Origin of the sequence: Variovorax soli (assembly GCF_031454625.1) — a bacterium.
GTDB lineage: Bacteria > Pseudomonadota > Gammaproteobacteria > Burkholderiales > Burkholderiaceae_C > Variovorax > Variovorax soli_A.
Genome location: NZ_JAVDRF010000005.1, coordinates 361,366 through 386,959 on the forward strand (window position 1 = coordinate 361,366; position 25,594 = coordinate 386,959).

The window sequence follows — 25,594 nt, forward strand, 5'->3', positions numbered from 1 at the left end:
GCAGCCTTCACTTCTGCCGCATGAGGTCGGGCGCGCGCTGCCGCCCGAGCTTCACCAGCCCCGTCGACAAGGCCACCCCGCAGACGATCACCACCGCGCACACCAGCATCCACTGGGTGATCTGCTCGCCGAGGAAGACAGCGCCGTAGAACAGCGCGAACACCGGCACCAGGAAGGTCACGGTCAGCGCGCGTGCCGGGCCGGCGTTTTCGATCAGGCGGAAGAACAGGATGTAGGCCAGTCCCGTGCAAGCCGTGCCCAGCACCAGCAGCGCGAGCCAGGCCTTGAGGCTCGGCATCTGCGACGGCCACAGCCACAAGGCCGGCAGCGCCAGGGCGAGCGTGGCGCCGATCTGGCTGCCGGTGGCCGTGGCGAGCGGCGGCACGCCCGAGAGGTGCTTGCGCGCCAGGCTTGCCGCGAAGGCATAGCAGATGCAGGCTGCAAGGCAGGCGCCGATCGCCCAGAGCGCCGCCGCTTCGTCCGCGCCGGATTGCAGGCCCGCGCTGCGGCCCGCCAGCATCGCGACCCCGGCGAAGCCGATCACGAGGCCCAGGCTGCGCGAACGATCGGGCCGCTCCCCGAAGAAGCCCCAGGCCACCAGCGCCCCGAACATCGGCACCGTCGCGTTGAGCACCGCGCCCAAGCCGCTGTTGATGGTGAGCAGCGCGAAGCAGAAGAAGGCGAAGGGCAGCCCCGAATTGACCACGCCGATGGCCAGCGCCGGCTTCCAGTGCTGCCTGAAGCTGGACCATTGCCCGCCCGCGAACAGCAGCGGCAGCAGGAAGAGCGTGGCGATCGCGACCCGCACGGCGGCCGTCGGCAGCGCGCCGAACTCCGCTGCGCCGATGCGCATGAACAGGAAGGAGGCGCCCCACAGCATGCCCAGCAACGCCAGGTCGACCAGCCAGCGCTTGCTGGCCGGACGTGCGGGTGCCGCGGGAACCAAGGGCTTGGCCGCCGTGTTCGCGGACATGCACTCGCCTTCGCTCACAAGGCACCTTCCAGTTCGAGCAGCGCGCTCTTGCGCTCGAGGCCGCCGGCGTAGCCCGTCAGCGATCCGTTGGTGCCCAGCACGCGATGGCAGGGCACGATCACGCTGATCGGATTGCGGCCCACCGCCGAACCCACTGCGCGCACCGCGGCGGGATTGCCAAGCCCTGCGCTGATCGCGCCGTAGCTGGTGGTGCGGCCCGCGGGAATGGCCAGCAGCGCCTGCCATACCGACTGCTGGAATGCCGTGCCGTGCGAAAGGTCCAGCGGCAGGTCGAAATGCTGCCGGCGTCCTGCGAAGTAGTCGGCCAGCTGGGCCGCGGCCTCGCGCAGCACGGGATGGGCCGGGTCGTCCTGCCAGCCGCGGGTGTCGGGCCAGTGGCGCTGATGTTCGAACCAGGCGCCGGCCAGGCTGGCATCGGTGGCCGCGAGCGTCACGGCGCCCAGCGGGCTCGCGATGGTGCAGCTGTGAAGGGTGGTGTTCTTGAATTTCATGGGGTGTCTCTCTCGTTCACGCGGAAACGCTTTCGAGCGTGGGCGGGGCGGCCATGTCTGGTGGGGCGGCGGGCAGGGGACTGTGCCATGCCCTCAGCACCGCGTAGCTGCGCCATGGCCGCCACGGCTGCGAGGCCTCCGCCGCGGCGCGCGCGGAGCTCACGCGCAGCGCCTTCTGCAGCGCGATGTCGCCGGCCGGGAAGGCATCGGGCCAGCGCAGCGCGCGCATGGCAATGTACTGCGCGGTCCAGTCGCCGATGCCGGGCAACGCCTGCAGCGCCGCGAGGGTGGCCTGCACGTCGGCGCCTGCATGCAGGGTCAGCCGGCCCTCCAGCACGCCGTTCGCGAGCGCGATCAGCGCGGACTGCCGCTGCCGCACGATGCCCAGCTGGCCCAGCGCATCCCCGCTCGCGGCCGCTAGGGCGGCGGGGGTCGGGAACAGCCGGTCCAGGCCCGGGACCGGCGTGGCGATGGGCTCGCCCAGCGCCTGCACCAGCCGCGTGCCCATCGTGCGTGCGGCCGCGACGGTGATCTGCTGGCCCAGCACGGCGCGCACCGCGAGCTCGAAGCCGTCGACCGTGCCCGGCACGCGCAACCCGTCGCCCTGCGGAAAGCTGGCATGCAGGATGCCGTTGATCGCCATGGGATCGGCATCCAGGTCGAGCATGGCGCGCACCCGGCTGATCACCGTCGGCAGCACCGCCGCCAGCGAGTCGCCGACCTGCAGCAGCAGTTGTTCGCGCTCGTCGTCGAAGCGCAGCTGGAGCCAGCCGGCATGCACGCGCTCGCCCTGCGCAACGCGCAGCGTGCGTGCCAGGCGGGGCCGGCCGCCTGCTTCTTCGATGGCTTCCACGCCGCCGAGGGCGCGGCGCGCGAAGAAGCCCAGCATCGCCGCGGCATCGTAGGGCGGCCGGTAGCCCAGGCGCACGCCGACCGAGCCGGCGCCGCGCGCCCCGGCAGCGGCGCCGGCGCGCCGCAGCGTGCTCGGGTTGAGGCCGTAGTGCGAGACGAAGGCGGCGTTGAAGCGGCGCACGCTGGAGAAGCCGCTGGCGAGCGCCACCTGCATCATCGGCAGGCGGGTGTCGGCGATCAGCTGCTTGGCGGCCAGCAGGCGGCGCGTCTGCAGGTACTGCAGGGGCGAGACGCCGAACTGGACCTCGAAGATGCGGCGCAGGTGACGGTCGCTCACGCCCAGGCGGGCGGCGATGCGTGCGGCGCCGGGGCCGTTCTCGTCCCACGCGTCGGGCTCGTCGATCAGCCGGGCCGCTTGCAGCGCGAGGATGCGCGATGCGTCTTCGGTGGACCAGCTCGCCGCTCGCGGCGCCAGCTCGGGCCGGCAGCGCAGGCAGGGGCGAAAGCCCGCCGCCTCTGCCTGCGCCGCATGCTGGAAGAAGCGGCAGTTCTCGCGCCGCGGCAGCTTGACGCGGCAGACCGGCCGGCAGTAGACGCCGGTGGAGGTCACGCCGGTGAAGAAGGAGCCATCGAAGCGTGCGTCGTGGGCCTTCATGGCGAGGTAGCAGGCGTCGCTTTCGAGTCCGGCGGGGGAGGCGGATGGCAGGGACATGCCTCGGATGATACGGAGCGCCGCACCCAGGAGTAGCCATTTCCGGACATCTGGCAGCAAGAGCGCATGCCTACAATGGTCTTCAATTTTCGAACTCACCCCAAAGGAAGCCCATGCAGCTCAGTGCATCGATCTTCAAGGCTTATGACATCCGCGGCGTCGTGCCGACCACGCTCGATGCGGAGGTCGCCGAGGCGCTCGGCAGGGCTTTCGGCAGCGCCGCGCGCGCGGCCGGCGAGAAGGCAGTGGCGGTCGGGCGCGACGGGCGCCTCTCGGGCCCGGCACTGGCCGACGCCCTGATCCGCGGCCTGGTGGCGACCGGCGTCGAGGTGATCGATGTCGGTGCGGTCACCACCCCCATGCTCTATTTCGCGGCCCACACGCTGGCCAGCAGCGGCATCCAGGTGACGGGCAGCCACAACCCCAAGGACTACAACGGCTTCAAGATGGTGCTGGCCGGCCGCGCGATCTACGGCGACGAGATCCAGGACCTGCGCCGCGTGATGGAAGCCGGCAGCGCCAGGCTCGCGCCCGGCGGCAGCGTGCGCAAGGTGGACGTGACGCAGGCCTACACGCAGCGCATCGTCGAGGACGTCAAGCTCGCGCGGCCCATCAAGATCGTGGTCGACTCGGGCAACGGCATCGCGGGCGCCTCGGCGCCCGCCATCCTGCGCGCGATCGGCTGCGAGGTGACCGAGCTCTACAGCGACGTCGACGGCAACTTCCCCAACCATCATCCCGACCCGAGCAAGCCCGAGAACCTCAAGGACCTGATCGCGGCGCTGGCCGCAGGCGACGCCGAGCTGGGCCTGGCCTTCGACGGCGACGGCGACCGGCTGGGCATCGTCACCAAGGACGGGCAGAACATCTTCCCCGACCGCCAGATGGTGCTGTTCGCGCAGGACGTGCTCTCGCGCGTGCCGGGCGGCACCATCGTGTACGACGTGAAATGCTCGCAGCGCCTGGCGCCCGCGATCGAGGCCGCCGGCGGCAAGCCGATGATCTACAAGACCGGCCACTCGCTGATCAAGGCCAAGATGAAGGAGATCGATTCGCCCCTGGGCGGCGAGATGAGCGGCCACATCTTCTTCAAGGAGCGCTGGTTCGGCTTCGACGATGGCACCTACGCGGGCTGCCGGCTGCTCGAGATCTTGAGCAAGACGCCCAATGCGAGCGACGCGCTCAACGGCCTGCCCACCAGCTTCTCCACGCCCGAGCTCAACGTGAAATGCGCGGAGGGCGAGCCCCATGCGCTGGTCGAGCAGCTGGTGAGCACCGCGAAGTTCGAGGCGCCCGCAAAGGTCTCGACCATCGACGGCCTGCGCGTGGACTGGCCCGATGGCTTCGGCCTGATCCGCGCCTCCAACACCACGCCGGTGCTGGTGCTGCGCTTCGAGGGCCAGACCCAGGCGGCGCTGGACCGCATCCAGCACGACTTCCTCGCGCTGCTCAAGGGCGTGAAGCCCGACGCGACCTTGGCCGAAGCCGCCCACTGAATCCGGATCTTCGTTGAGCGTGCGTTCGCTGCTGCTGCGCCTTTACGGCGTCTTCACTACCCTTGCGCAACCGCTGGTGCGGCGCAAGCTGCGCCGGCGCGCCGTGGCCGAGCCCGGCTACGCCCATGCGGTCGAGGAGCGTTTCGGCCGCTATGACGAGGCCGCGGCAGGCACCGGCTGGTGCTGGGTCCATGCCGTCTCGCTGGGCGAGGCGCGTGCCGCCGGCATCCTGATCGCCGAGCTGCGGCGCCAGTATCCCGGCATCCCCATCCTGCTCACCCATGGCACGGCCACGGGCCGCGAGGAGGGCGCCAAGCTGCTGGAAGACGGCGACCTGCAGGTGTGGCAGCCCTGGGATGCGCCGGCTGCGGTGGCCAGTTTCCTGGACCGCTTCCAGCCGCGCATCGGCGTGCTGATGGAGACCGAGGTCTGGCCCGAGCTCACGGCCGCCTGCGCCGAGCGCGGCATCCCGCTCGTGCTGGCCAACGCGCGCCTGAACGAGAACTCGCTGGCCTCCGCCGAGCGCCTGGCCTGGCTGGCGCGGCCGGCCTACTCTTCGCTGGCGGCGGTCTGGGCGCAGACCGAGGCCGATTCGCACCGGCTGGTTTCGCTCGGCGCCAAGGTCGAGGGCGTGTACGGCAACCTCAAGTTCGACGCCACGCCCGATCCGCGCCAGCTCGCGACCGCGGCCCGGCTGCGCGGCCAGCTGCCGCGGCCGGTCGTGATGCTGGCGAGCTCGCGCGACGGCGAGGAGGCGCAGCTGCTGGAGGTGCTCAAGCGCTTCGGCGCGCTCGCGCCGGTGCCGCCGGAACAGGATGCGGTGCAGTCGATTGCCCGCCGCGTGCACGAGGTGCAGTGGATGATCGTGCCGCGCCATCCGCAGCGCTTCGACGAGGTCGCGGCGCTGATCGAATCGCACGGCTTCGCGGTCGCGCGGCGCAGTACCGCCGGCGCGCCGGCCGAGTCCGAGATCTGGCTGGGCGACTCGCTCGGCGAGATGGCGCTCTACTACGGACTGGCCGACGTCGCGTTGCTCGGCGGCAGCTTCGAGGCGCTCGGCGGCCAGAACCTGATCGAGGCGGCCGCCTGCGGCTGCCCCGTGATCATGGGCCCGTCCACCTACAACTTCGCCGAGGCCGCCGAGCTCTCGCTGGCCGCCGGCGCCTCGCTGCGCGTGAGCGACATGGAGCATGCGGTGACGGCCGCCCTCAAGCTGGTCGAGCACCAGGACCGGCGCGACGCGATGTCGGAGGCGGCGCAGGCTTTCGCGAATGCCAACCGCGGTGCGGCGCAGCGCACGGCGGCGGCACTGCTGGCCATTGCGGAGAAGGCGCCGATGCCTGCGTCGCTGGAGGAGCGGGCCGAGCCGAGCCTGGACTAGGGGCGCGGCTCAGTGCGCTGCCGACAGCGCGTCCGAGAGCTGGCCCAGCAGCGCCGCACCATCGCCCTGCCACGCACTGCCGTGCATGCACGCGAGCGTGCGCGGCGCCTGCTGCGCGAGCCCGGCAAGCATGGCGGCGCTTTGCGGCGCATGCGCGTAGTAGTCCATCTGCTGCCGGAAGGCTTCGCTGGGCCCGAGGATGTCGGTGTCGACCAGCGCCTTTTCGCTGTGGCCCGGTTGTGTGAAGAGGTCGCCGCAGAAGAAGGTGCGCGTCTGCGTGTCCATCATCAGTCCGCATTCCCAGCCGTGCGGAAGATGCGGCGTGTCGAACCAGCGCATCGTGTGGCTGCCGAGCACCAGGTCCTCGCGGTCGGCGAGCGTGCGCGGCGGGCGGTCGGCCATGTCGCCGATCGACAGCATGCCCGCGAGGCTGCCGCACAGGGGGACGGCCTGCGGCGCGGCCGCCAGGAACAGGTTCAAGGCGCCGCACTCGTCGGCTTCCACGTGGGACAGCCCGATGTAGCGCAGGCGCTCCAGCGGCATCACGCGTGCGATGGCTTGGCTCACCAGCGGAAAAAGCCCGCGCGGCCCGGTGTGGAACAGCAGCGGCTGGTCATCGATCACCAGGTACTGGTTGAAGCTGAACAACTGGCCATCGGGCAGCGGCACGGGCGTGTTGATGCGGAAGATGCCGGCCGCGATTTCCTGCACGTTGGTGCCCGCCTGTGGGTCGGTGGTCATGGGTCTCTCCTGTGCACGGTGGAGCGGCGAACGAATCGCCGGGGCGCACCACCTTACTCCGATTCGGTGCCCGGGCGCAGTCCCGGGCGTCCCTGAAGAACGGCTTATCGCGTGGGCGGCAGGATCACCGGCGGCGGAGGCGGCGAGGGCATGGTCGGAGGCGGGGGCGTGAAGGGCGGCGTCTGCACCGGCGGCACGGGCGGAATGACGATCGGGGTGCCGGGGCGTCCTGCCGCGCCGGCCGCCGAGCTCGGGGGCTGCGGCGGCGTGACGGTCATGTCGACCGCGGGCCGGCCATCGGTGGCCAGCGTGCCGTTGATCGCGCGCAGGTCGTCCGGCGTCAGCGTGCCGTTGGCCTGGCGCAGCTTCAGGTTGCCGAGCAGCACGTTGTAGCGCGCCACCGCCAGGTCGCGCTTGGTCTGGTAGAGCTGGCTCTGCGAATTGAGCACGTCGATGTTGATGCGCACGCCCACCTGGTAGCCCAGGCGGTTGGCATCGAGCGCGCTCTGGCTGGAGGCTTCCGCGGCCTCCAGCGCCTTCACCTGGCCGGCGCCCGAGACCAGCCCCAGGTAGGCCGCGCGGGTGGCCTGGGTCACGCTGCGGCGCGTCGATTCGAGCACCGATCGCGACTGCTCTTCCAGCGCCAGCGTTTCCTTCACCCGGTTCTCGATCGCGTAGCCCGCGAACAGGGGCATGCTGAAGGTGACGCCGATGGTCGCTGCATTGATGCGCGACCTGGTCGTGGTGGTGCTGGTGCCCTGCGGGTTGTTGCTGACGTTGTAGCCCAGGTTGGCATCGATGGTGGGCTTGTGGCCGGCCTGCGCCTTCTCGACCTCGAGCGTGGCCACGTCCAGGCCCAGGCGCGCCTGCCGGATGGACGGATGCACCTCCTCGGCTTGCGCCACCCAGGCGTTCATGTCCGCCGGCGCGACATCGGGCAGCTGCACCGGCGCGGCCAGCGGTACCGGCACGCTGCCGGGGCGGCCGACCAGCTGGTCGAGCGCGATCTTCTTGACCTGCAGGTCGTTCTCGGCCGCGATCTCCTGCGATACCACGAGGTCGAAGCGCGCCTGCGCCTCCCGTGTGTCGGTGATGGTCGAGGTGCCGACCTCGAAGTTGCGCTTGGCCGCCGCCAGCTGCTCGGCCACGGCGGCCTTCTGCGCGCGCACCAGCGACAGCGTGTCCTGCGCGGCGAGCACGTCGAAGTAGGCCTGGCTCACGCGCACCACCAGGTCCTGGTCGGCGATGGTGAGCACCGCCTGCGCGATGTCGACCTGGCGCTTGCTCTGCTCGTAGGTGGCCCAGTTGGCGGGGCGGTAGAGCGGCTGCGTCGCATTGATGCCGGCGGTCTGGGTGTTGAAGCCGCGGTTCGTGTTGCCCAGCGGGGTGTTGACGTCCAGCTCGGTGTGCGAGGCGCCGGCCGACAGGCCGACGCTCGGCAGGATGCCGGCCTTGGCCTGCGCGGCGCGCGCCAGGCTGGCGTCGTACTGGGCACGGGCGGCCTGGTAGGTCGCGTCGTAGCCGCGCGCCGAGTCGTACAGGTCGACCAGGCTCTGGCCGTGCGCCGGCAATGCGATCGCGGCGGCGATGGCCGCCGTGAGGGGGAGAAGCCGGAGCACGGGCATGAAGGGTCCTTGATCGGGGGTCAGTAGCGTGGAACGGAGGCGTCGTGCTGGATCGACCAGGCGTCGATGCCGCCGGCGACGTTCGCCACCTCGGCAAAGCCGTTCTGGGCGAGGAAGGCGGCCACGCGCTGGCTGCGCGCGCCGTGGTGGCAGAGGCAGGCGATGCGCTGGGCGGGGTCGAGCTCGGCAAGGCGCGCCGGGATCTCGTTCATCGGGATGGCGACCAGCGTGAAGCCCTGCGGCGTGACGCTGGCGGTCTGCCGTTCCCAGGGCTCGCGCACATCCAGCAGCACGGGTGGCGCGGTTGCGTCGAGCGCGAACCAGTCGGCCAGCCGGCTCGGGGGGACCTGGTCGACCATCAGAAAGCGAAGCGCGAGGGCGCCGGGAAATTGAGGAGGCGCGGGGCGACCGTGTCCCAGGGTTGCAGGATGTCCCACTTGCCCTCGCCCACGCGGGTCACGAAGTGGGCGCGCATCATGGGCTCGTCGCCCACGATGGCGGCGAGGCGGCCACCCATCTTGAGCGAGCCCATCAGCCCCTGGGGCAGGCGTGCGACGGAGCCGCTGAGCACGATCACGTCGAAGGTCGGGCCGCTGGCCAGCGGCACGGCGCCGTCGGCGTTACGCACCTCGACGTTGTTCACGCCGTTGCGGCGCAGGTTCTCGGCGGCCACTGCCGCCAGGCCGGCATCGATCTCCAGCGTCAGCACCTGCGCGGCGCGGTGCGCCAGCAACGCGGCCATGAAGCCGGAGCCGGTGCCGATCTCGAGCACGGTCTCGTGCTTCTTCACGTGCAGGTCCTGCAGCATGCGGGCCTCGACCTTGGGCGAGAGCATGCACTGGCCGGGCTCCCTGCGGGTGGCGCCTTCGAGCGGAATTTCCATGTCGAAGAAGGCGAGGCCGCGGTGGGCCTTGGGCACGTAGTCCTCGCGCCGGACCTGGCCGAGCAGGTCCAGGATCTCGAAGTCCAGCACATCCCAGGGTCGGATCTGCTGCTCGATCATGTTGAAGCGCAGGCGCTCCAGGTCGTGGGTGGCGTTCATGGGAGTTTTCCTCGTGCGGGTCGGGGTCGATTCAAGACAAACTTTCGATTCTAGAGGCGGGCCTTGTCGTGTCCGGGGCGGTCTCCGTGCCCTGGGCGGACTTCCTCTTCTCGCCGCGCCAGATGCGCCTTGCCCACTGGGCGAGGTCGTCCATGTAGCAATAGACCACCGGCACCACCACCAGGGTCAGCAGCGAGGAAGTGATCACGCCGCCGATCACGGCCTGGCCCATGGGCGCGCGCTGCTCGGAGCCCTCGCTGAGCGCGAAGGCCAGCGGCACCATGCCGAAGATCATGGCCAGCGTGGTCATCAGGATCGGGCGCAGCCGCACGCGGGCCGCCAGCAGCAGGGCCTCGGCCCGCGGCAGGCCGGGCGTGGCGCTGCCGTCGGCCGCCAGTACCGGCTCGCGCGCGCGGATGGCGAAGTCCACCAGCAGGATCGCGTTCTTGGTCACCAGGCCCATCAGCATCACGATGCCGATGATCGAGAACATCGAGAGGGTGGAACCGAACATCATCAGCGCCACCACCACGCCGATGAGCGTGAGGGGCAGCGCCGTCATCAGCGCCAGCGGCTGCAGGAAGCTCTTGAACTGGCTGGCCAGGATCATGTAGATGAAGATGATCGCCAGCGCCAGCGCCGACACCGCATAGCCGAAGGACTCCGCCATGTTCTTGGTCGAGCCGCTGAACTGCCAGCCGTAGCCCGGCGGGAAGGCGATGCCTGCCAGCGCCTTGCGGATGTCGGCCGAGACCTCGCCCGCGGATCGGTTCGCGACATTGGCATTGAGGCTGACCTCGCGCGCCAGCGCACGCCGGTTGATCTGGTTGGGGCCGGTGGACTCGCGCACGTCCGCCACCTGCTGCAGGCGCACGATGCGGCTGGAACCATCGGCATTGGCGCCCATCGCGGTGCTGACGAAGGGCAGGCGCGCCAGGTCGGCGGGCGAGTTGCGGACCTCGGGCGCGAGGCGCACGTTGACGTCGTAGGTCTGGTCGTCCGGCGCGCGCCAGTTGCCCACCGTGGTGCCGGCCACGAGGGTGCGCAGGGCCGCGGCGATCGGCGCCACGCCGAGGCCCAGGTCGGAGGCGGCGTCTCGGCGCAGCACCACGTTCACGGTCGGCTTGTTGGGCTTCTGGCTCGAGTCGAGATCGACCAGGCCCGGGATGGGGCGGATGGCCTCCATCACCCGCTGCGAGAGCCGCTCCAGCTCCGGCAGGTCGGGGCCCTGCAGCGAAAACTCGATCTGCTTGTTGCCGCCCACCGAGTCGCGCAAGCCCACGTGGGTGACGGTGATGCCGGGCACGGCGCGCAGGCGCTCGCGCAGCACGGTGGACATCTGGTCCACGCTGCGGCTGCGGTCCTTGCGGTCGACCAGGCGCACGTAGATGCTCGCGTAGATCTTGCCCTGCGCGTCGCCGGTGTTGATGGTGGCGAGCGTGTAGCGCACCTCGGGCATTTCGCGCAGGATGCCTTCGACCTGGCGGGCCTTGGCCTCGGTCACTTCCAGCGAGGAGCCGACCGGGGTGTAGAAGCTCACCGTGGTTTCGGAGTAGTCGGCCTTGGGCACGAACTCGGTGCCCAGCAGCGGCACCATCGTCACGCTCAGCACGAAGATGCCGACGGCCGCGGCGAGGGTTGCGAGCCGGTGCGCCAGGGACCAGCGCAGGATGGACTGGTAGCCCTGGCCGAGGCGATCGGTCGCGCGGTCGAACCAGCCGGTGACGCGCCCGACGGTCTTGTCGTAGAGGCCGGCCTTGCGCTGCCCCTGCTGTCCATGTGCGTGGATCGATGGGTCGTGCCACACGCTCGACAGCATCGGGTCGAGCGTGAAGCTCACGAACATCGAGATCAGCACGGCGGCCACGATGGTGATGCCGAACTCGTGGAAGAACTTGCCGATGATGCCTTCCATGAAGCCGATGGGCAGGAACACCGCGACGATGGACAGCGTGGTTGCCAGCACCGCCAGCCCGATCTCCTGCGTGCCGTCGAGCGCGGCGGGGTAGGGCGCCTTGCCCATCTGCACATGGCGCACGATGTTTTCGCGCACCACGATGGCGTCGTCGATCAGGAGCCCCACGCACAGCGACAGCGCCATCAGCGTGACCATGTTGATGGTGAAACCGAACATGGCCATGAACCAGAAGGTGCCGATCAGCGCGATGGGGAGCGTGAGCCCGGTGATCACGGTCGAGCGCCAGGAGTTGAGGAACAGGAAGACGATCAGCACCGTGAGCAGGGCTCCCTCGATCAGGGTCTTGCGCACGTTGTCCACCGCCACGCGAATGGGCCGCGAGGCATCGCCGATGGGCTCCAGCTTCACGCCCGGCGGCAGCTGCGGTCCGATGTCGGCCAGCGCCTTGCGCAGGCCGTCCACCACCTGGATGGTGTTCTCGTCCTGCGCCTTCTGCACCGACAGCAGCAGCGTGCGCTGGCCGTTGTAGAGGGCGAGGCTGTCGATCTCCTGCGCGCCATCGCTCACCCGCGCGACCTGGTCGATGCGGATCGGGGCGCCGCCCTTGCGCGCGAGGATGATGCGGCCGAAGTCCTCGGGCCGCTCCATGCGCGCGTCGATCTGCACCACGCGCTCCTGCTCCAGGGATCGCACCGCGCCCACCGGCAGTGCCTGGTTCTCGCTGCGCACCGCTTCCACCACCTGCTGGGCGCTGACGCCGAAGGCCTCCATGGCCTGCGGGTCGAGATAGATGTTGATCTCGCGCTTGGTGCCGCCCACCAGCGTCACGGACCCGACGCCGCGCACGTTCTCCAGGCGCTTCTTGAGCACCTGGTCGGCCCAGTTGGTGAGTTCGACGGCGCTGGGCTGACGGGATGCGGCCGCCACGCCTGCCGGTGCGCGTGCGGCGCTGCCCCCCGAGCGGACGCTCGCGCCCTGGGGCGGCCCGGCGTCGCGCGTTGCGCCATCGGCCAGGACGGCCACCGACCACACCGGCCGCGAAGCCGGGTCGAATCTCAGCACGCGCGGCTCCTTCACCTCGTCGCGGAAGAGGGGCCGCACCGCCGCCACCTTCTCGCGCACGTCGTCGGCCGCCTTGCGCCCCTCCACGTAGAGCTGGAACTCGATGATCACCACCGACTGGCCCTCGTAGCTTCGCGAGGTCAGGGCGTTGATGCCAGCAATCGAATTGACGCCTTCCTCCACCTTCTTGGTCACCTCGCTCTCGACGATTTCGGGGGAGGCGCCGGGATAGTCGGTGATCACCACCACCACCGGGAAGTCGATGTTCGGGAACTGGTCGACCTGCAGCCGCTGGTACGAGAAGACGCCCAGCACTACCAGCGCCAGCATCAGCATGGTCGCGAAGACCGGGTTCTTCAGGCTGACGCGGGTGAACCACATGGCAATACGGAATCAGGGTGCAGTGGCCGGCGCCAGGCGCACGGCCGTGCCCTCGCGCAGCGGGCCGACGCTGCCCGCCACCACCACCGCGCCTTCATCGATGCCCTGCACCGCGATCAGCGTCTGCCCGCCGACCTGGCCGCGCGCGCCGGTGCGCACCGGGCGGTGCGCGATGCGTCCCTCGATCACCACCTGCACATAGGGCGCGGGCTTGTCGATGCGCACCGCCGACAGCGGCAGCGCCAGCGCCTCGGTGCGTCCGACGTCCAGCGTGCCCTGCGCGAACAGGCCCTGGCGGAAGCCGTTGCTGCGGTCCAGCCGTAGGTAGACCAGGACGCTGCGGCTGCCGGCCTGCGCGCTCGGGTTCACGCGCACCACGCTCGCGCCCACGCTGCGCTCGGCGCCGGCCGGGTCGAGCCCGCCGCTGCCTTCGATCTGCAGCGCCGCGCGCTGGCCCACCCGCACCGCGACCGAGTCGGCCGCCGACAGCGTGGCCTCGACTTCGATGCGGCTCAGGTCCACCACCTCGATCACGCGCGCATCCACCGACACGCGCTCGCCGTTCTGCGCCAGGCGCTGCGCCACCTGGCCGGCGATGGGGCTGGCGAGCACGGTGTCGCTGAGCGACTTGTTCGCCATCTCCACCGCCGCGAGCGCGGCCCGATGCGTGGAGCGCGCCGCATTGAGGTTCGACTGCGAGGTGTCGAGCGCGGTGCGCGAGATGAAGCCCTGGTCCACCAGGGCCTTGTTGTTGTCGTAGGTGCGCTGCGCGACCTCGGCCTGGGCACGGGCGCTTTCGGCCTGTTCCTGGGCCTGGCGCACGCGCGACTGGTATTCGGTGGGCTCGATGCGGGCGATCACCTGGCCGGCCTTCACAGTGTCGCCTTCGCGCACCGTCAGGCCGACCAGCTCGCCGGCCACGCGTGCCTTGACCACCGCCGAATCGACTGCCCGGAGCGTGCCCGAGACCGCCAGCGTCTGCGCCAGCTCGCGCTTCGTCGCGCGTACCACGTCGGCGGGCGCCAGCTGCACCACCGTCTCGGCCGGCGCGGACGCGGCCGCCGCGGCCTGCCGCGCGCGGCGTGCCTCCAATGCGCGCAGCACGCCGGCGGCGAGGAGCACGAGCGCCAGCGCCGCCACGGACCATTTGAGTGCGCGTTTCATGGGCCCGCCTTCGGCGGCATGGCGAGGCCGTGCAGCACGGTCTCGGCCTGGATCGCGAGGTATTTCTCGGGATCGATCTCCGACTCGCCGTCGACGCAGATCATGGCCGAGTGCTTCCACAGCATGAGGAAGATCATCGGCGCGATCACGGCGTAGATCGCATGGTCGACGTCGACCGGTGCGAACTCGCCGCTGTCGATGCCGCGGCGGATGATGCGGCGCAGGAGCGCATGTCCGGGCCGCACCACTTCCTGGCGATAGAACTCGGCGAGTTCGGGGAAGTTGCGGCCCTCGCTCAGCATCAGCTTGGTCAGGCCCGAAGCCTTGGTCGAGCCCACGCGTTCCCACCAGATGCGCATGCAGTAGCGCAGCATGTCGCTGGTGCTGCCCTCGAAGGCCTCGAACTCGGCGTTCCACTCGGTGAAGCGACCGGACAGGTTCTCGGTCACCACCGCCTTGAACAACTCTTCCTTGCTCGGGAAGTAGAGGAACAGCGTGCCCTTGGAGACACCTGCGCGCGCGGCCACCTCTTCGGCCCGTGTCGCGGCGAAGCCCTTGTCGACGAACAAGTCCAGGGCGGCTTCCAGCAGTTCTCCGGGGCGCGCCTCCTTGCGGCGCTCGCGCTTGTTGCGCTCGGGAAAGAACTTGTCGCTGATGAAGCGGGAGGCGGGCATCGATCTTCTTAATGACTGACGGGTTAGTAATGTAGTGAGCGGCCCTCGGCCCGTCAAGCCGCGACAATGCGGGGTCCGCCCATTCGAGCCCACGGAGATCCCCATGCCCACCCCATCACCGCAAACCGAGACCATCGTGCTGGGCGGCGGCTGCTTCTGGTGCACCGAGGCCGTGTTCGACCGCGTGCAGGGCGTGCTGGACGTCGAGTCCGGCTACAGCAACGGCGAGACCGTCAACCCCAGCTACGAGCAGGTCTGCACAGGCCGCACAGGCCATGCCGAGGTGGTGAAGCTGGTCTTCGATCCGGCACAGATCTCGCTGCGCGAGATCCTCGAGATCTTCTTCGTCGTCCACGACCCGACCACGCCGAACCGCCAGGGCAACGACGTGGGCACGCAGTACCGCAGCGGCATCTACTACGTCGACGAAGCGCAGAAGCAGGTGGCAGACGAGGTGATCCGCGAGATCGAGGCGAGCAAGACCTATCGTGCCCCGGTCGTGACGGAGGTCAAGCCGCTGGCCAACTACTCCGCGGCCGAGGCCTACCACCAGGACTACTTCCTGAACAATCCGAACCAGGGTTACTGCGCCTTCGTGGTCGGGCCCAAAGTCGAGAAATTCCAGAAGACCTTCGCCGCCAAGGTCAAGAAGGACTGAGCCTGCGGCCCGACTTGCTCATGCGTCTCGCAGCCCGTCCCGCCCAGGCCCGCGCACTGCTGTGCGTGCTGGCCTTCGCGCTGTGGTTCGCGAGCACGCTGGGGCTGCTGCACCGGACGATCCATGGCCATGCGGCCGCGCAGGCGGAATCGTTCGTGGCGGCCGGCGAAGCCAAGGCGGGCCATGCCGCCCACGGGCTCTCGGCGCTCTTCGGCGATCACAGCGATGCCGATTGCCGCCTCTATGACCAGCTGTCCCACGGCCCAGGCGCGCTTTGCGTGCCGCCGCTCCTGCTGCCGGTGACGCTGCCGGCGGCCACCTTCGCCTACCTCGAGGGCGAAGCACTCGCCCGCTGGGTCGCGCTCTTCGACGCGCGCGGCCCGCCTGCCACTCGCTGAATCCGCCTTTGCCGACCGAGCTGCTGCGCCCGCCCTGCGGGCCGCGGCCGGCCTTTCATCGATTCAACGAGTGTTCAACATGTCATCCCATTTCGCGCGCAATGCCGTCGGCCTTGCCGTTCTTTCTTTCATGTCCTGCCTGGCCTGGGCGCAATCCGATGCCGCTGCCGCGCCTGGCGGCGCTGCGCTGCCCGAAGTCACCGTCACCGGCAACCCGCTGGGCGCCAGCGCGCTGATCGCGCCCACCACCTCGGTATCGGGGGAGCAACTCCTGCTGCGTTCGCAGTCCACCCTGGGCGAGACGCTGAACAACCTGCCGGGCGTCAGCAGCACCTACTTCGGGCCCAACGCGAGCCGGCCCACGATCCGCGGCCAGGATGGCGACCGCATCCGCATCCTGCAGAACGGCGGGTCGGCGCCCGATGCCTCGGCGCTGAGCTACGACCACGCGGTGCCGGTCGACGCACTGGTGACCGAGCGCATCGAGGTGCTGCGCGGGCCCTCGGCCCTGCAGTACGGCGGCAGCGCGGTGGGCGGCGTGGTCAACGTGATCGACAACCGCATCCCCAGCGAGCCGCTCGATGGCTTCGGCGGCCGCGTCGATGCCGGCTACGCCACCGGCAATCGCGAGAAGAGCGGCGGCGTCGTGCTCGAAGGCGGCAACGACCGCTATGCGCTGCATGTCGATGCCTTCAGCCGCGATGCGGACGACACCCAGGTGCCGATCGAGCTGGCCTGCGAAAACCCGCGCCGGCCCGGGCTGGCGCGCAAGATCTGCAACTCGGCCAACCGGGCCGATGGCGGCGCGATCGGGGGCACGCTGTTCTTCGACCAGGGTTGGATCGGCGCCTCGGCCAGCACCTACCGCAGCAACTACGGCACGGTGGCGGAGGACGACGTGACCATCGACATGAAGTCCGACCGCTATGCGCTCGAGGGCGAATGGCGGCCCGGCGGCTTCTTCACCAGCATCCACGGCAAGCTGAGCCACACCGACTACCGCCACACCGAGTTCGAGGGCGCGGAGCCCGGCACCACCTTCGCCAACAAGAGCAATGACCTGCGCATCGAGGCGCGGCACCGCAAGATCGGCGGCGTGGAGGGCCTGATCGGCTTCACCAGCGAGACCAACCGCTTCTCGGCAGACGGCGAGGAGGCGTTCGCGCCGCACAGCCGCACGCGCTCGAACGCGCTGTTCATGCACGAGGAGCTGGGCACCTCGTGGGGCCGCCTGAGCTTCGGTGCGCGCACCGAGCAGGTGAAGGTGACGTCCCTCGGCTCGCCCGATCCGGACATCACGCGCTTCGCGGTCGGCGAGCGCGATTTCCATCCGCACAGCGCGGCGCTGGGCGCGCTGGTCGACCTGGCGCCGCAATGGCAACTGACTTCGAACCTGGCCTACACCGAGCGCGCGCCGAAGGACTACGAGCTCTTCGCCAACGGGCCACACGTGGCGACCGCGGCCTGGGAAGTGGGCAACCCCGACCTGCAGAAGGAAAAATCGGTCGGACTGGACCTCGGGGCGCAATGGAAGTCCGGCGCCAACCATGCGCGCGTCAATGCCTATGTCACCCGCTTTCGCAACTACATCGGCCTCGATGCCTCGGGCAATGTGCGCGACGGCGAGGGCAACATCAATCCGGGCCCCGTGGAAACCGCGGACGGCCTGGTGTTCCCCGACGTCTTGGACGAGTACGTGTACCGCGGCGTGCGCGCCCGCTTCACCGGTCTCGAGGCCAGCGGCAACCTGCGGCTGCTGGGCACCGAGGGCTTCGCCATGGCCGACGATGGCGCCACGCTGGACCTCCAATGGCGCGGCGACCTGGTGCGCGCGAAGAACACCGACACCGGCGAGCCGCTGCCGCGCATCGCACCCGCGCGCGTGGGGAGCACGCTGGTCTACGGCAGCGGCCCGTGGACGGCGCGCCTGGGCTTCGACCACTATGCGGCACAGCGCCGAGTCCCCGGCGTCGGCGCCCGCCCGACCGATGCATTCACGCTTTGGAACGCGGCCATCACCTACCGGATGAAGGTGCAGCGCGCGAACCTCACCTGGTATGCGCGCATCGACAACCTCACCAACAAGCTCGCCTACAGCGCGACCTCGATCCTCACCACCACGGCCTTCCCGGACGCGCCGCTGCCGGGGCGCAGCCTGAAGGTGGGACTGCGGGCGAGCTTCTGATCGAAGCGCGCGGATGCGCCACGCTGTTCTTCAGCGCGGCGCGTCGCCCTTGCGGTACTCGGCGGTCAGGTCGTCCAGGCGTTGCTTGAGCGCCGGATCGATCGTGTAGCCGGCGGCCGCGATGGTCGCGTCCAGCTGCTCCGGCCGGCTCGCGCCGAGCAAGGGTGCGGTGACCCGCGGGTTGGCCATGACCCAGGCGACCGCGAGCGTCGCGAGCGGCACGCCGGCTTCGTCGGCCAGTGCGTGCAGCTGCGCGACCGTCGCGAAGCTGCGCTCGTTCCAGTAGCGGTCCTGGTACATCGAGCCGGCCGTGCCGAGCGTGAAGCGCGTGTTGTCCTCCGGCTTGGCGCCGGTCTTGTACTTGCCCGTGAGCAGCCCGCCCGCGAGCGGGTTGTAGGGGATCACGCCCAACCCTTCCTCGCCCGCCAGCGGCAGCAGCTCCCGCTCGATCTCGCGGAACAGCAGGCTGTAGCGCGGCTGCACGCACACCAGGCGCGTGAGCCTGTGCAGCTCCGAGATGCCGATGGCCCGCGCGAGCCGGTAGGCAAGGAAGTTCGATACGCCCACGTAGCGCGCACGGCCCGAGCGGACGATGGTGTCGAGCGCTTCCAGGCTCTCGTCGAGCGGCGTGGCGTGGTCGTCGCTGTGCAGCTGGTAGAGGTCCACATGGTCGGTCTGCAGGCGCGCCAGCGAGGCATCGATCGCGTCGAGCAGGTGCTTGCGCGAGGCGCCCTGGTCCCAGGGATCGGGGCCGACCTTGCCGACCGCCTTGGTTGCGATGACGAAGCGCCTGCGCGCGCCCGGGCCCTTCGATTGCAGCCAGCGGCCGATGATCTCCTCGGTGCGGCCGGTGGTCTCGACCGTGCCGCCGAGCGGATAGACATCGGCGGTGTCGAGGAAGTTGATGCCGGCCTCGGTCGCCTTGTCGAGGACCTGGAAGGAGACCGCTTCGTCCGTCTGCAGGCCGAAGGTCATGGTGCCGAGTGCGAGGCGCGAGACAACGAGGCCGGTGCGGCCGAGGCGGGTGGTGGGAATGCTCATGGGTGGGTCCTTGGGAGCGGGACGTGGGGGAGCGGGCCATCATAGTCAGGCAAGCCGGGCCGTGCAGGGGGCCGGGCGTTGCGCATTTCGTCGCCTGTATGCTCCGCGCGGTGAATTCGTCGGTCCTTTCTTCGCTGCTGCCCGTGGTCCTGCTCATCGGCGCAGGCTTCCTGGCAGGGCGGCGGGGCTGGGTCACCGGCGGCGCGGTGCGCGATCTCTCCAACCTGATCTTCCTGCTGCTGGCGCCGGCCTTGCTCTTCCGCACCATGAGCACGGTGCACGTGGAGCAGCTGAGGCTGGGCCCGGTGGCCGCCTACTTCCTGGCGGCCGGCCTGATCTTCGCAGCCACGCTCGTGGTCCGCGGCTTCAATCGCACTTCGGCCGTGATTGCGCTGGCCAACACCTTCAGCAACACGGTGATGATCGGCATACCGCTGATCGGCCTGGCCTTCGGCCCCGAGGGCACGGTGGTGCTGCTGACGCTGATCTCGCTGCATTCGCTGGTGCTGCTGACCAGCGCGACCCTGGTGCTGGAGCTGGCGGTGGCGCGCGAGCAGGCGCGCCAGCCCGGCGGCGCGCGCACGCCGATCCTGCGCACGCTGGCCCGTGCGTTCTACAACGCGATCGTCCATCCCGTGCCGCTGCCGATCATCGTGGGGCTGGTGTTCGCGCAGACCGGCCTGACGCTGCCCGAATCCGTCGACAAGCCCATCGCCTGGCTGGGCCAGGCCTTCGGGCCGATCGCGCTGGTCATGGTGGGCATCACGCTGGCGTCCACGCCGATCGGCCATCAATGGCGCGCGGCGCTGTCGCAGGCGCTGATCAAGAACCTCGCGCACCCGGCGCTCGTCGCACTGCTGGGCTGGCTGCTGGGCCTGCGCGGGCTGCCGCTGCAGGTGATGGTGGTGGCCGCGGCGCTGCCGATCGGCGCCAACGTGTTCCTCTTCTCGCAGCGCTACAAGACGGCGGAAGACCTGGTGACGGCGAGCGTGGCGGTATCGACGGCGCTCGCGCTGGTCACGGTGTCGGTCGTGATGGCACTGGCGACTTCGCTCTGAATGCCCTTCAAGGCGCCAGCCGTTCGCGCACCCAGGCCTGGTCTTCGCGCCGGTAGCGCAGCCGGTCGTGCAACCGGCTCTTGCGCCCTTGCCAGAACTCCCAGCGGTCGGGCACCAGCCGGTAGCCGCCCCAGTGCGGTGGCCGGGGCGGGGAGAGCAGGTATTTGGCGGCCTGCAAGGCGGCGTTCTTCACCAGGACGTCGCGCCCGCTGATGACCTCGCTCTGCGGGCTGGCCCAGGCGCCGACGCGCGAGTCGAGCGGGCGGCTGGCGTAGTAGGCATCGCTCTCGGCCTCGTCGACCTTGCCGACCCGCCCCTCGATGCGCACCACGCGCTCCAGCTCGACCCAGTGGAACTGCAGCGCCGCCCACGGATTGCCGGCAAGTTCCTGGCCCTTGCGGCTGTTGTAGTTGGTGTACCAGACGATGCCGCGCTCGTCGTAGCCCTTGATCAGCACGATGCGGGTCGAGGGCCGCAGGTCGCCGCCGACGGTGGCCAGCGTCATCGCGTTGGGCTCGGGCAGCTGGGCGTCGATGGCCTCGGCAAGCCAGCGCTCGAACTGCATCAGCGGATCGGGCGCGCTGCTCGCCTCGTCGAGCTCGGCGCGCTCGTAGCTCTTGCGCAGCGCGGCCAGGGTGTCGTTGGGAGAACTCATGAAGCGCATTGTTGCGCAGGCGCGGCCATGGATACTGCGGGGATGGAACAGCGTCCGCCCACCGTGATCGTGCTCGCCTCGGGCCGAGGAGAGCGCTTTCTCGCGTCCGGCGGCGCGGCGCACAAGCTGTCGGCCCTGCTGGGCGGGCGGCCCGTGCTCGAACATACGCTGGCGGCCGTGCGGGAGAGCGGGCTGCCGTGGCACCTGGAGGACGTCGGCCATCCCGGCATGGGCGATTCGATCGCGGCGGCCGTCCGTGCCACGGCGGATGCGGGCGGCTGGCTGATCCTGCCGGCGGACCTCCCGCTGGTGCAGCCCGCGACGCTGCGGCGCATCGCCGAGGCCTTGCCACGGTGGCAGGCCGTGCAGCCGGTGCATGCGGGCGCGCGAGGCCATCCGGTGGGCTTCGCGGCGTCGAACGGCCCGGCGCTCATGGCGCTGGCGGGGCCGCTGGGTGCGGCGTCCGTGCTGCGCGCCTTGCGCGCGACGAACGCAGTGGGGGAGGTGGAGGTCGACGATGCCGGCGTGGTGATGGACATCGATACGCTTGCCGACCTCGCGCGGGCGGAGGCGCTGCTGCTGTCGCGACGCGCCTGACCCACGGTCGCTCAGCGCCGCGCGATCAGCCCGCAGGCGATGCGGGGCCCTGAATTGCCGGCCGGCTGGGAGGTGAAGTCATCGCGGTCGCGATGCACGACCAGGGCGCGGCCCACCACGTTGTTGGCAGCGCCATCGTTCAGCGAGATCGAGTGCACGTCGACGCTGAAGCGCGCCGTGCCGCTGGCATCGGCCACCAGGCTGGGCAGTTCGCCGGCATGGCTGCCGGGCGCGCCGAACTTGCCATGCGTACCGCCCGCGGGATTGAAGTGGCCGCCCGAGGCATTGCCGTTGTCGCCGCAGTCGCCCTTTTCGTGGATGTGGAAGCCGTGCTCCGTGCCCGGCGCGAAGCCGCGCACCTCGCCCGCGACGCGCACGCCGTGATCGAGCGCGGTGAAGGTCACGTTGCCCACCGTCGGGTTGGGCGACAGGGCCCCCGTCGGCGCCAGGGTGGCGGTCGCGCTCGCCTTGCCTCCCAGGGTGCCGCAGCCCGCCAGTACGCCGATGGCTGCAGCGACGGCAAGGGCGGGGACGATGAGGCGAGGGGACATGGCTACTCCTTGGATGAAGAACGGGGTGAAGGAGCAGCAGGATATACCGGAGCCGCGGACCCGCCGCAATCGGGCGACTCCGGAAACCGGGCGTGCTCCACCAGCCTGATCAGCCGTGCCAGCGCCGCGTCGTGGATCGAGTGGCGCCGCAGCTCCAGCAGCGTCTGATACGCATAGTCCAGCGAGCTGCCGTAGCGGCCGACCGCGCTGGCGAAGATATGGCGATAGCGCTCGTCATCGAGGTTGCCGGTGAAGTTGGGACTGCGCCGCGACAGCGTGAAAGCCAGCGCGCGCACCGAGCCGTGCGGGGTCGTGCAGTCGAGCCACTTGGGATCGTAGACGCCGGTGGGCATCTCGCGCAGCCACAGCCGGCCCAGCGTTTCCAGGCCATCGGCCGCGGGCACGCGGAACACCATGCCGCGGCAGCTGCCGCCCGAGAGCAGGCCGAAAACCAGGCCGGGGTTCTCGACCGTGCCGCGGTTGACGCGGCTCCACATCTTCAGTGCGCGGTGCCAGCCGTGCACCCGTGCGGGATGGCGCTCGATGAAGCCGAATTCGGGTCGCCAGATCAGCGAGCCGTAGCCGAACACCCAGAGATCCTCGTGGCCGCCCCATTCGTCGATCACGCGATCGAGCATCGGCTTCGGATCGCGCAGGGGCTTGGGCATGGGGTCGAGCCCGGGCGGGCCGGGGTTGCCTTCGGGCTGCAACGCAGCCGCGCCTAGAATTTGGCGGTCATGGTTCACCGCCCCATTATTTACCGGCCCCTCAGCTACGGAGATCGCCCGATGCCAGCAATCGCCGACGACGAGAGCCGGCAGAACTTCATTCTTGCCTTCGTGCTGGGGTTGATCGCCGTGGTGATCCTGTTGGTGATCGGCATTGCGCTCTACAGCCACAACAGCAAAGTGCGCACGGCCACCGCCTCCGCACCGGCCACGGTCCTGGCGGTGGTGACCGAGACGGTGGCGGTGGTGATCCCCGACGGCGCGAGCGTCCGCGTGGCCGGCGATACCGTGAACTTCTATTTCGCCACCGGCAGCGCCGACCTGGCACCGCGCGCGGCCGAGGCGCTGGCCGTGGTGATCAAGGGCGTGGAGGGCGGCCGCAAGGCCGTCGTCTCGGGCTTCCACGACACGACCGGCGACCCGGCCCTCAACGAGCAGCTCGCGCAAAGGCGTGCCGCGACCGTGCGCGACGTGCTCACGGGACTGGGCGTTCCGCCCGCGAAGATCGACCTGAAGAAGCCAGCCGTGACCACCGGCTCGGGCAGCGACGCGCAGGCGCGCCGGGTCGAAGTCAAGCTGGTCGATTGAAGGCGACGCCGTCGTCCCGACCAAGCCCGGTGCGTCCGGGCTTTTTCGCGCGGGCTTGTTACCATGTCGCCTCCCGCCGCGCGTCCGCCGCGGCCTCCGGCAGAGCGACATGACCATCATCCCACACCCCACCGTCCGCGATGTCACCGAGCGCATCCGAGCGCGCAGCCGTGACCTGCGAAGCGCCTACCTTCAACGCCTCACGGAGCTCCGCCGGCGCGACCGCGGCTCCGACCGCATGGGCTGCGCCAACGTGGCGCATGCGGTGGCCGGCATCCCGGCCAACGACAAGCTGAAAGTGGTGAGCGAGCGCGCCCCCAACATCGGCATCGTCACCGCCTACAACGACATGCTCTCGGCGCATGCCCCGTACCAGGGCTACCCCGACATCGTGAAGCACGAGGCGCGCCGCCTCGGTGCCACCGCGCAGGTGGCGGGCGGCGTGCCCGCGATGTGCGATGGCGTCACCCAGGGCACGCCCGGCATGGAGCTGAGCCTGTTCAGCCGCGACGTGATCGCGATGGGTACGGCGGTGGCGCTGACGCACGACATGTTCGATGCGGCGCTGCTGCTCGGCGTGTGCGACAAGATCGTTCCGGGCCTCTTGATCGGCGCGCTGCATTTCGGGCACCTGCCCACCGTCTTCGTGCCCGCGGGGCCCATGCCCTCGGGCCTCTCGAACAGCGCCAAGTCCAAGGTGCGCGAGCAGGCCGCGCAAGGACTGGTGGGCCGCCAGGGGCTGCTCGATGCAGAGATGCAGGCGTATCACACGCAGGGCACCTGCACCTTCTACGGCACCGCCAACAGCAACCAGATGCTGCTGGAGGCCATGGGCCTGCACGTGCCGGGCACCGCCTTCATCCAACCCGGCGATGCGATGCGCGAGGCGCTCACGCGCGAGGCGGTGCGCACGGTGCTCGGGCGTGCGGCGCAGGAGACCTACGCCATGCCGCCGATCGGCGAGATGGTCGACGAGCGCTGCATCGTCAATGCCATGGCCGCGCTGCTCGCGACCGGCGGCTCGACCAACCACCTGATCCACTGGGTCGCCGTCGCGCGAGCCGCGGGCATCCTGATCGACTGGAACGATTTCTCCGAGCTCTCCGAGGTGGTGCCGCTGCTCACGCGCGTGTACCCGAACGGCAGCGCCGACGTCAACGAGTTCCAGGCCGCGGGCGGTCCGGGCTTCGTGATCGGCGAACTGCTCGACGCCGGGTTGATGCATGCCGACGTGCGCACGGTGCGTGCCGGCGGGCTGCGCGAGTACGCGAACATCCCGACCCTGGCCGGCGCGCCTTCGGAGGAACACGTACTCCGGTGGCATCCCGCCGCACCCTCCAAGAACGAGGCCGTGGCACGCCCGGCCTCGGCGCCTTTCAGCGCCACCGGTGGGCTGAAGCTGCTGAGCGGCAACCTGGGCCGCAGCGTGATCAAGGTGTCCTCGGTGCCGGACGACCGGCACGTGATCGAGGCCCCGGCGCGCGTCTTCGACTCGCAGGGCGCGCTGCAACAGGCCTTCAATGCCGGCGAGCTGGAGCGCGACGTCGTCTGCGTGGTGCGCTGGCAGGGCCCGCAGGCCAACGGCATGCCCGAGCTGCACAAGCTCACGCCGCCGCTGTCGGTGCTGCAGGGCAAGGGCTTCCGCGTGGCGCTGGTGACCGACGGCCGCATGAGCGGCGCCTCGGGCAAGGTGCCTGCCGCGATCCACGTGTCGCCCGAGGCGGCGGCCGGCGGGCCCTTGGCCAAGGTGCGCGACGGCGACCTGATCCGCCTCGATTCCGTCGCCGGCACGCTCGCGGTGCTGCTGCCCGCCGACGAGTGGGCCGAGAGAGAAACCGCAACCATGCCCGATGTTCAACGCAGCGAGAACGGCCACGGACTCGGCCGCGAGCTGTTCGCCGGCATGCGCCGGAATGCTTTGACCGCCGAAGAAGGAGCCTGCACATGGCTGTAGAAACCAAGACCCTCGCCGCCATCGAGGTGATGCGCGATGCGCCCGTGATTCCCGTGATCGTGCTGCACGACGTCAAGGACGCGGTGCCGCTGGCGCGCGCGCTGGTGGCCGGCGGCATCCGCATGCTCGAGGTGACCCTGCGCACGCGCGAGGCGCTCGAATGCATCGAGCTCATCGCCAAGGAGGTGCCCGATGCCGTGCCTGGCGCCGGCACCATCCGCAGCGCCGCCGATGCGCAGGCCTCCGCACTGGCCGGCGCCAGGTTCGGCGTGAGCCCGGGCTACACCCGCGCGGTCGGCAAGGCCTGCCACGACCTCGGCCTGCCGCTCCTGCCAGGCGTGGCGACCGGCAGCGAAATCATGCTGGCGCAGGAGGACGGCTTCACCGAGCTCAAGTTCTTCCCGGCCGTGCAGGCGGGCGGCGTGGCCATGCTCAAGGCCTGGCAGGGGCCCTTCGGCGACGTGAAGTTCTGTCCCACGGGCGGCGTCACCGCGGCCAATGCGCACGAGTTCCTGTCGCTCGCCAACGTGGCCTGCGTGGGGGGCTCGTGGATCGTGCCGACCGAGGCCATCGCCGCGGGTGACTGGGGGCGCATCGAGGCCCTGGCGCGCGAGGCCAGCCAGTTGGCGCGCTGAGTACTGTCTCGTC

General features: G+C 70.2%; 24 protein-coding genes. 10 read left to right on the forward strand and 14 right to left on the reverse strand.

Annotated elements, in window-relative coordinates; translation table 11 throughout:
• Positions 1 to 7: 7 nt before the first annotated feature.
• Genes J2739_RS14590 through J2739_RS14600 form a run of 3 tightly spaced genes read right to left on the reverse strand, consistent with a single transcriptional unit; the run spans position 8 to position 3,049 of the window.
• Positions 8 to 973 (reverse strand): DMT family transporter, encoded by a 966-nt coding sequence (locus J2739_RS14590; RefSeq protein WP_309902803.1) that lies wholly within the window; start codon positions 971 to 973, stop codon positions 8 to 10.
• Positions 974 to 987: 14 nt separating this feature from the next.
• Positions 988 to 1,485, reverse strand: coding sequence for a methylated-DNA--[protein]-cysteine S-methyltransferase (locus J2739_RS14595; protein ID WP_309902804.1), 498 nt, complete (start codon positions 1,483 to 1,485; stop codon positions 988 to 990).
• A gap of 16 nt (positions 1,486 to 1,501) precedes the next feature.
• The gene (locus J2739_RS14600; RefSeq protein ID WP_309902806.1) at positions 1,502 to 3,049 is read right to left on the reverse strand and encodes a DNA-3-methyladenine glycosylase 2 family protein; all 1,548 of its coding nucleotides are present in this window, start codon (positions 3,047 to 3,049) and stop codon (positions 1,502 to 1,504) included.
• Positions 3,050 to 3,162: 113 nt separating this feature from the next.
• On the opposite strand from J2739_RS14600, the gene J2739_RS14605 reads away from it, so the two are divergent.
• Both J2739_RS14605 and J2739_RS14610 read left to right on the forward strand, forming a co-directional pair.
• Positions 3,163 to 4,545 carry a phosphomannomutase/phosphoglucomutase gene (locus J2739_RS14605; RefSeq protein WP_309902807.1) on the forward strand — a complete coding sequence of 461 codons (1,383 nt, stop codon included), beginning with the start codon at positions 3,163 to 3,165 and terminating at the stop codon, positions 4,543 to 4,545.
• A gap of 19 nt (positions 4,546 to 4,564) precedes the next feature.
• Entirely contained in the window at positions 4,565 to 5,926 is a 1,362-nt protein-coding gene (locus J2739_RS14610) for a 3-deoxy-D-manno-octulosonic acid transferase (RefSeq protein WP_309903029.1), read from the forward strand.
• A gap of 9 nt (positions 5,927 to 5,935) precedes the next feature.
• On the opposite strand, the gene J2739_RS14615 is transcribed toward J2739_RS14610, so the two are convergent.
• The 7 genes from J2739_RS14615 to J2739_RS14645 form a co-directional block, all read right to left on the reverse strand.
• Positions 5,936 to 6,667, reverse strand: coding sequence for an oxygen-binding di-iron domain-containing protein (locus J2739_RS14615; RefSeq protein WP_309902810.1), 732 nt, complete (start codon positions 6,665 to 6,667; stop codon positions 5,936 to 5,938).
• A 104-nt stretch (positions 6,668 to 6,771) separates the two neighbouring features.
• Positions 6,772 to 8,292: a TolC family outer membrane protein gene (locus J2739_RS14620; RefSeq protein ID WP_309902811.1), complete on the reverse strand. Its 1,521-nt coding sequence runs from the start codon at positions 8,290 to 8,292 to the stop codon at positions 6,772 to 6,774.
• 20 nt (positions 8,293 to 8,312) lie between these two features.
• Positions 8,313 to 8,651 (reverse strand): rhodanese-like domain-containing protein, encoded by a 339-nt coding sequence (locus J2739_RS14625; RefSeq protein WP_309902813.1) that lies wholly within the window; start codon positions 8,649 to 8,651, stop codon positions 8,313 to 8,315.
• Positions 8,651 to 9,334: a protein-L-isoaspartate O-methyltransferase family protein gene (locus J2739_RS14630; protein WP_309902815.1), complete on the reverse strand. Its 684-nt coding sequence runs from the start codon at positions 9,332 to 9,334 to the stop codon at positions 8,651 to 8,653. The genes J2739_RS14625 and J2739_RS14630 overlap by 1 nt, the downstream gene beginning before the upstream one ends.
• Positions 9,335 to 9,365: 31 nt before the next feature.
• Entirely contained in the window at positions 9,366 to 12,695 is a 3,330-nt protein-coding gene (locus J2739_RS14635) for an efflux RND transporter permease subunit (RefSeq protein WP_309902817.1), read from the reverse strand.
• Positions 12,696 to 12,707: 12 nt separating this feature from the next.
• Complete coding sequence (locus tag J2739_RS14640) at positions 12,708 to 13,859, reverse strand: efflux RND transporter periplasmic adaptor subunit (protein ID WP_309902819.1); 1,152 nt, start codon at positions 13,857 to 13,859, stop codon at positions 12,708 to 12,710.
• Positions 13,856 to 14,533: a TetR/AcrR family transcriptional regulator gene (locus J2739_RS14645; RefSeq protein WP_309902821.1), complete on the reverse strand. Its 678-nt coding sequence runs from the start codon at positions 14,531 to 14,533 to the stop codon at positions 13,856 to 13,858. Before J2739_RS14645 ends, J2739_RS14640 begins: the two co-directional genes overlap by 4 nt.
• A gap of 103 nt (positions 14,534 to 14,636) precedes the next feature.
• On the opposite strand from J2739_RS14645, the gene msrA reads away from it, so the two are divergent.
• The 3 genes from msrA (at position 14,637) to J2739_RS14660 (ending at position 17,774) form a co-directional block, all read left to right on the forward strand.
• Entirely contained in the window at positions 14,637 to 15,191 is a 555-nt protein-coding gene (gene msrA, locus J2739_RS14650; RefSeq protein ID WP_309902822.1) for a peptide-methionine (S)-S-oxide reductase MsrA, read from the forward strand.
• Positions 15,192 to 15,211: 20 nt separating this feature from the next.
• Positions 15,212 to 15,589: a hypothetical protein gene (locus J2739_RS14655; protein WP_309902824.1), complete on the forward strand. Its 378-nt coding sequence runs from the start codon at positions 15,212 to 15,214 to the stop codon at positions 15,587 to 15,589.
• A 79-nt stretch (positions 15,590 to 15,668) separates the two neighbouring features.
• Entirely contained in the window at positions 15,669 to 17,774 is a 2,106-nt protein-coding gene (locus J2739_RS14660) for a TonB-dependent receptor (RefSeq protein ID WP_309902827.1), read from the forward strand.
• 30 nt (positions 17,775 to 17,804) lie between these two features.
• Here the strand turns inward: J2739_RS14660 and J2739_RS14665 are convergent, their stop codons facing one another.
• Positions 17,805 to 18,815, reverse strand: coding sequence for an aldo/keto reductase (locus J2739_RS14665; protein WP_309902829.1), 1,011 nt, complete (start codon positions 18,813 to 18,815; stop codon positions 17,805 to 17,807).
• 110 nt (positions 18,816 to 18,925) lie between these two features.
• Here J2739_RS14665 and J2739_RS14670 point away from each other — a divergent pair, with 110 nt between their 5' ends.
• Positions 18,926 to 19,873, forward strand: coding sequence for an AEC family transporter (locus J2739_RS14670; RefSeq protein ID WP_309902831.1), 948 nt, complete (start codon positions 18,926 to 18,928; stop codon positions 19,871 to 19,873).
• 7 nt (positions 19,874 to 19,880) lie between these two features.
• On the opposite strand, the gene pdxH is transcribed toward J2739_RS14670, so the two are convergent.
• The gene (pdxH, locus tag J2739_RS14675; RefSeq protein WP_405053888.1) at positions 19,881 to 20,537 is read right to left on the reverse strand and encodes a pyridoxamine 5'-phosphate oxidase; all 657 of its coding nucleotides are present in this window, start codon (positions 20,535 to 20,537) and stop codon (positions 19,881 to 19,883) included.
• Between the two features lie 33 nt (positions 20,538 to 20,570).
• On the opposite strand from pdxH, the gene J2739_RS14680 reads away from it, so the two are divergent.
• Positions 20,571 to 21,125, forward strand: a complete 555-nt coding sequence (locus tag J2739_RS14680) for a nucleotidyltransferase family protein (RefSeq protein ID WP_309902835.1) — start codon at positions 20,571 to 20,573, stop codon at positions 21,123 to 21,125.
• 11 nt (positions 21,126 to 21,136) lie between these two features.
• On the opposite strand, the gene J2739_RS14685 is transcribed toward J2739_RS14680, so the two are convergent.
• Positions 21,137 to 21,676, reverse strand: coding sequence for a superoxide dismutase family protein (locus J2739_RS14685; RefSeq protein WP_309902837.1), 540 nt, complete (start codon positions 21,674 to 21,676; stop codon positions 21,137 to 21,139).
• 2 nt (positions 21,677 to 21,678) lie between these two features.
• Positions 21,679 to 22,344: a gamma-glutamylcyclotransferase gene (locus tag J2739_RS14690; protein WP_309902839.1), complete on the reverse strand. Its 666-nt coding sequence runs from the start codon at positions 22,342 to 22,344 to the stop codon at positions 21,679 to 21,681.
• A 129-nt stretch (positions 22,345 to 22,473) separates the two neighbouring features.
• Between J2739_RS14690 and J2739_RS14695 the strand changes: the two genes are divergently transcribed.
• From J2739_RS14695 to eda, 3 genes are all read left to right on the forward strand, one after another.
• The gene (locus tag J2739_RS14695) at positions 22,474 to 22,992 is read left to right on the forward strand and encodes an OmpA family protein (RefSeq protein ID WP_309903031.1); all 519 of its coding nucleotides are present in this window, start codon (positions 22,474 to 22,476) and stop codon (positions 22,990 to 22,992) included.
• A gap of 109 nt (positions 22,993 to 23,101) precedes the next feature.
• Positions 23,102 to 24,946: a phosphogluconate dehydratase gene (gene edd / locus J2739_RS14700; RefSeq protein ID WP_309902842.1), complete on the forward strand. Its 1,845-nt coding sequence runs from the start codon at positions 23,102 to 23,104 to the stop codon at positions 24,944 to 24,946.
• Positions 24,937 to 25,581, forward strand: coding sequence for a bifunctional 4-hydroxy-2-oxoglutarate aldolase/2-dehydro-3-deoxy-phosphogluconate aldolase (eda, locus tag J2739_RS14705; protein ID WP_309902844.1), 645 nt, complete (start codon positions 24,937 to 24,939; stop codon positions 25,579 to 25,581). The genes edd and eda overlap by 10 nt, the downstream gene beginning before the upstream one ends.
• Positions 25,582 to 25,594 lie beyond the last annotated feature (13 nt).

Coding starts and splice junctions, on each gene's coding strand:
- J2739_RS14590 (WP_309902803.1), bottom strand. CDS start 973: ATGTCCGCGAACACGGCGGCCAAGCCCTTGGTTCCCGCGGCACCCGCA.
- J2739_RS14595 (WP_309902804.1), bottom strand. CDS start 1,485: ATGAAATTCAAGAACACCACCCTTCACAGCTGCACCATCGCGAGCCCG.
- J2739_RS14600 (WP_309902806.1), bottom strand. CDS start 3,049: ATGTCCCTGCCATCCGCCTCCCCCGCCGGACTCGAAAGCGACGCCTGC.
- J2739_RS14605 (WP_309902807.1), top strand. CDS start 3,163: ATGCAGCTCAGTGCATCGATCTTCAAGGCTTATGACATCCGCGGCGTC.
- J2739_RS14615 (WP_309902810.1), bottom strand. CDS start 6,667: ATGACCACCGACCCACAGGCGGGCACCAACGTGCAGGAAATCGCGGCC.
- J2739_RS14620 (WP_309902811.1), bottom strand. CDS start 8,292: ATGCCCGTGCTCCGGCTTCTCCCCCTCACGGCGGCCATCGCCGCCGCG.
- J2739_RS14625 (WP_309902813.1), bottom strand. CDS start 8,651: ATGGTCGACCAGGTCCCCCCGAGCCGGCTGGCCGACTGGTTCGCGCTC.
- J2739_RS14630 (WP_309902815.1), bottom strand. CDS start 9,334: ATGAACGCCACCCACGACCTGGAGCGCCTGCGCTTCAACATGATCGAG.
- J2739_RS14635 (WP_309902817.1), bottom strand. CDS start 12,695: ATGTGGTTCACCCGCGTCAGCCTGAAGAACCCGGTCTTCGCGACCATG.
- J2739_RS14640 (WP_309902819.1), bottom strand. CDS start 13,859: ATGAAACGCGCACTCAAATGGTCCGTGGCGGCGCTGGCGCTCGTGCTC.
- J2739_RS14645 (WP_309902821.1), bottom strand. CDS start 14,533: ATGCCCGCCTCCCGCTTCATCAGCGACAAGTTCTTTCCCGAGCGCAAC.
- msrA (WP_309902822.1), top strand. CDS start 14,637: ATGCCCACCCCATCACCGCAAACCGAGACCATCGTGCTGGGCGGCGGC.
- J2739_RS14655 (WP_309902824.1), top strand. CDS start 15,212: ATGCGTCTCGCAGCCCGTCCCGCCCAGGCCCGCGCACTGCTGTGCGTG.
- J2739_RS14660 (WP_309902827.1), top strand. CDS start 15,669: ATGTCATCCCATTTCGCGCGCAATGCCGTCGGCCTTGCCGTTCTTTCT.
- J2739_RS14665 (WP_309902829.1), bottom strand. CDS start 18,815: ATGAGCATTCCCACCACCCGCCTCGGCCGCACCGGCCTCGTTGTCTCG.
- pdxH (WP_405053888.1), bottom strand. CDS start 20,537: ATGCGCTTCATGAGTTCTCCCAACGACACCCTGGCCGCGCTGCGCAAG.
- J2739_RS14680 (WP_309902835.1), top strand. CDS start 20,571: ATGGAACAGCGTCCGCCCACCGTGATCGTGCTCGCCTCGGGCCGAGGA.
- J2739_RS14685 (WP_309902837.1), bottom strand. CDS start 21,676: ATGTCCCCTCGCCTCATCGTCCCCGCCCTTGCCGTCGCTGCAGCCATC.
- J2739_RS14690 (WP_309902839.1), bottom strand. CDS start 22,344: ATGCCCAAGCCCCTGCGCGATCCGAAGCCGATGCTCGATCGCGTGATC.
- edd (WP_309902842.1), top strand. CDS start 23,102: ATGACCATCATCCCACACCCCACCGTCCGCGATGTCACCGAGCGCATC.
- eda (WP_309902844.1), top strand. CDS start 24,937: ATGGCTGTAGAAACCAAGACCCTCGCCGCCATCGAGGTGATGCGCGAT.